We start from the raw sequence: 3296 nt of genomic DNA on the forward strand, positions 1-3296 counted from the left end.
CTGCTCAACCCGACGACCCGCCAGCCCCAGGAGGTGGCCACACCCGCACTGCTCACGGCATGATCTGAAACAACTCGCTGACCCGATCACAGTGAAGATCAGTTACACCACCAGGTGGGACGTCACCGGCATCCGGCGACACGCCGGTCTGACCAGCCCATGGTGTCGTGACACCGATGGTCAATGTCCTGGTTGTGTCCGATTTGCCTTATTCACCGCTTGAGGATTCAAATTTCCGGTCACCAGGTGTGATGTCGGACATTCCCGCTGATAGGTGCCGAGTACTTGAATATGCGTCTGAACGGTGCTGTAGGGTGACACAGGCTTCGGGGTCCCGTCGGTAGATCCACCCACTGGCGGAGCACCGGATCCATTCCGTGTCAATGACATTTGATTATTGGAGTTACCTGTGAGCACAGCCCTGCTGCGCCGTCGCGGCGCTGCACGGGTCTCTGGTGTGCTGGCTGCCTGCGCCCTTGCGAGCACCGGCATCATCGTCTCCACCACGGCTGCATCCGCCGAGGAGGAGTCCGTCACCGAGACCCTGCAGACGTTCGCTGCGGAGGCGTTCGCCCCCCAGGCCGACGAGCTCCCCTCCGGCCTCGTCGAGGCCATCGAACGCGACCTCGGCATCTCGCCCGCCGAGTACCTCGCCAACGCGGCGTCCGCCAAGGTCACCGCTGACGTCGTCGCCCAGCTCGAGGACGCCGGCGTCGACATCAACGCCACCGTCATCAGTGGCCAGGACGTCACCCTGTACGTCGCCGCCGAGGCCGACGTCGACGCCGCCCTCGCGGTCGGCGCCGAGGTCGAGGTCGGCGAGCCCGACACCTCCGGCGCGCCCGACGAGGTCGAGCCGCACGAGGACCTCAAGGGCGGCTACGGCTACATGGCGCCCGGCGCCGGCCGCTGCTCCATCGGCTTCAACGGCTACGCCGCCGACGGCTCGCCGGTCGTCACGAGCGCCGGCCACTGCAACCCCGACAACGCCGACCTCGACTGGTACCTGTTCAACGTCGACCAGCCGTGGCCGCCGGACCCCGCGGACGAGCGTCCGTGGCCGCAGGGCGAGCAGATCGGCTCGGGCGGGGAGTTCCACTTCGGCGACAACCACGACGCCGCCCTCTTCCCGGTCACCAATGCGGCGTGGACCCCGCGTCCGGTCGTCTCCAGCTGGGGCGGCGGCGAGGGCGACCCGCGTGACGGCGAGGTCGCCGTCACCGACCAGGTCGTCCCGGTCCAGGGTGCCCCGGTCTGCCGCTCCGGCGCCTCCACGGGCTACCAGTGCGGCGAGATCGCCTACGTCGACCAGACCGTTGAGGTCGACGGGGTCCCGGTCACGGGCTTCTTCACCACCGCCTGCAGCGCCCAGGGCGACAGCGGCGGCTCGTTCCTCTCCGGCACCGCCGCGGTCGGCACGCTGACCGGTGGCACCTCCGGCGCTCCGTTCGATTGCTCCCAGTGGGAGGGCCAGAACTACCTGAGCTTCGCCTATGCCATGACCGGTGGCGAGACCAGCCAAGAGGGGTACTTCGGCGACGCGTGGGAGCTGGCGGTCCAGATCGCCACCCCGTCCGTCACGTCCCCCGAGGGCGAGTCCGGTCCGAGCGTCACCTTCGAAGGCACGGTCGAAGGTGCGGGCTCGAGCCACCGGGTCGAGGTCTCCGTCGACGGCGGCGAGCCGGTCGAGGGCGCGGTCGCGGCCAACGGCTCCTTCTCGGTCCCGCTCGACGGCGACCTGGAGCCGGGCGAGCACACCTACCAGGTGCGGGCCTTCTACGGCGCGCACTCGCAGTCCGAGGTCGCCGAGGGCTCGTGGACGGTCAACGAGGCTCCGGCGGTCGAGGAGCTGACCGTCGAGTCCCCCACCGACGGCCAGACCACCGGCAACGCGCGTCCGGAGTTCACCGGCACCGGCCAGCCCGGCGCCACCGTGGCCCTGACCGTGGGCGACGCCGAGTACGGCACGGCCGAGGTCGACGAGGACGGTGCCTGGGCCCTCGCCCCGAGCAGCGACCTGCCGGTCGGCGTGCGGTTCGACGCCGTCGTGACGCAGACCTTCGAGAACGACACCCAGAAGGCCACCGTCGCGGACCTCGGCATCAACGCTCCCGAGGTCACCATCACGGCTCCGGAGGACGGCTCGACCGTCGCCGGTGACGTGAACTTCGAGGGCACCTCGTTCGGCGGCGCCACCATCGGCCTGCTGCTCGAGCAGACCGCCGACGCCGCCGACGCGCAGCCGCGACTGGGCCTGCGTGCCGAGGGCGACGACGACGTCGAGGAGTGGGCCGGCGAGTTCGACATCGACGACGCCGGCAACTGGACGTTCGACCCCGCCGAGGACCTGCCGGAGGGCGAGTACACCATCACCGCCACGGCGACCCTCGAGGGCGGCGACCCCGAGCTGTCCGACTCCGAGGCCGTGGCCACGTTCACCGTGGCGAACGGCAGCGGTGACGACGACGGCGACGGCGACCTGCCCGACACCGGTTCGTCCAACACCACCTGGATGATCATCGGCGGCGTCGCGCTGCTGCTGGCCGGTGGCGCCGCTGTCGCCGTCCGCGCCCGCCGCAGCACCACCGCCTGATCAGCAGGTCGCAGCAGTAATCAGCTGAATCCGAGTGGCCCCGGCTCCGCCTCGTGCGGGGTTCGGGGCCACTCGTGGTGATGGAATCGTGATGCCCCGCTGCATTGTCACTCTGGGTGACGACGGCGGCGGCTCCGGGCCCGCATTGGCGCCAACTAGGCTGACGGCGTGACCCCGCCGACGCCGCGGCCCGACGCGACCGGCCTGCTGCGCCACGACGTGCTGCTCGAGCGATACCACTACCCGCCCGGCCCGCCGGTGGCCATTCCCCGGCACACGCACGACCAGTACCAGCTCAACCTCAACCTCGGCGTCCCCGGCGGCCTGCACTACCGCGGCGAGTACCACGTCGTTCCGTCCGGCCGGCTCACCGTCGTCATGCCCGGCGAGGCGCACACACCCGTCGACCCGGACCACCGCGACCGCGACTCCGAACACCTCACGCTCTACGTCGAGCCCGGGGCGCTCACCGCCGCGGCCCAGGAGGTCGCCGGCCGTGGGGGCGTCGGGCTGCCGTTCTTCCGCGACCTCGCCATCGCCGACGCCGTCACCGTCGCCCGGTTCGCCCGTACCCACGCGGACCTCGCCGGCGGCCCGCCCACCGTGTCGGTGCTCGACCAGGACGTGCGGCTGCTCGGCTTCGTCGGCGGGCTGCTGCGCCGTCACGCCGGCATCCCCGCCGGCCGGCCGCTCCCACCCGCCC

At 71.1% G+C, this 3296-nt stretch carries 2 protein-coding genes; both read left to right on the plus strand.

The window, feature by feature from the left end:
• The first annotated feature begins 409 nt into the window (after positions 1–409).
• Positions 410–2593 carry an LPXTG cell wall anchor domain-containing protein gene (locus E1212_RS29780; RefSeq protein ID WP_162605680.1) on the plus strand — a complete coding sequence of 728 codons (2184 nt, stop codon included), beginning with the start codon at positions 410–412 and terminating at the stop codon, positions 2591–2593.
• A gap of 168 nt (positions 2594–2761) precedes the next feature.
• A partial coding sequence (locus tag E1212_RS28980) for an AraC family ligand binding domain-containing protein (RefSeq protein WP_203417376.1) occupies positions 2762–3296 on the plus strand: 535 nt, incomplete at its 3' end.

This window comes from Jiangella ureilytica (genome assembly GCF_004348545.1).
Taxonomy (GTDB): domain Bacteria; phylum Actinomycetota; class Actinomycetes; order Jiangellales; family Jiangellaceae; genus Jiangella; species Jiangella ureilytica.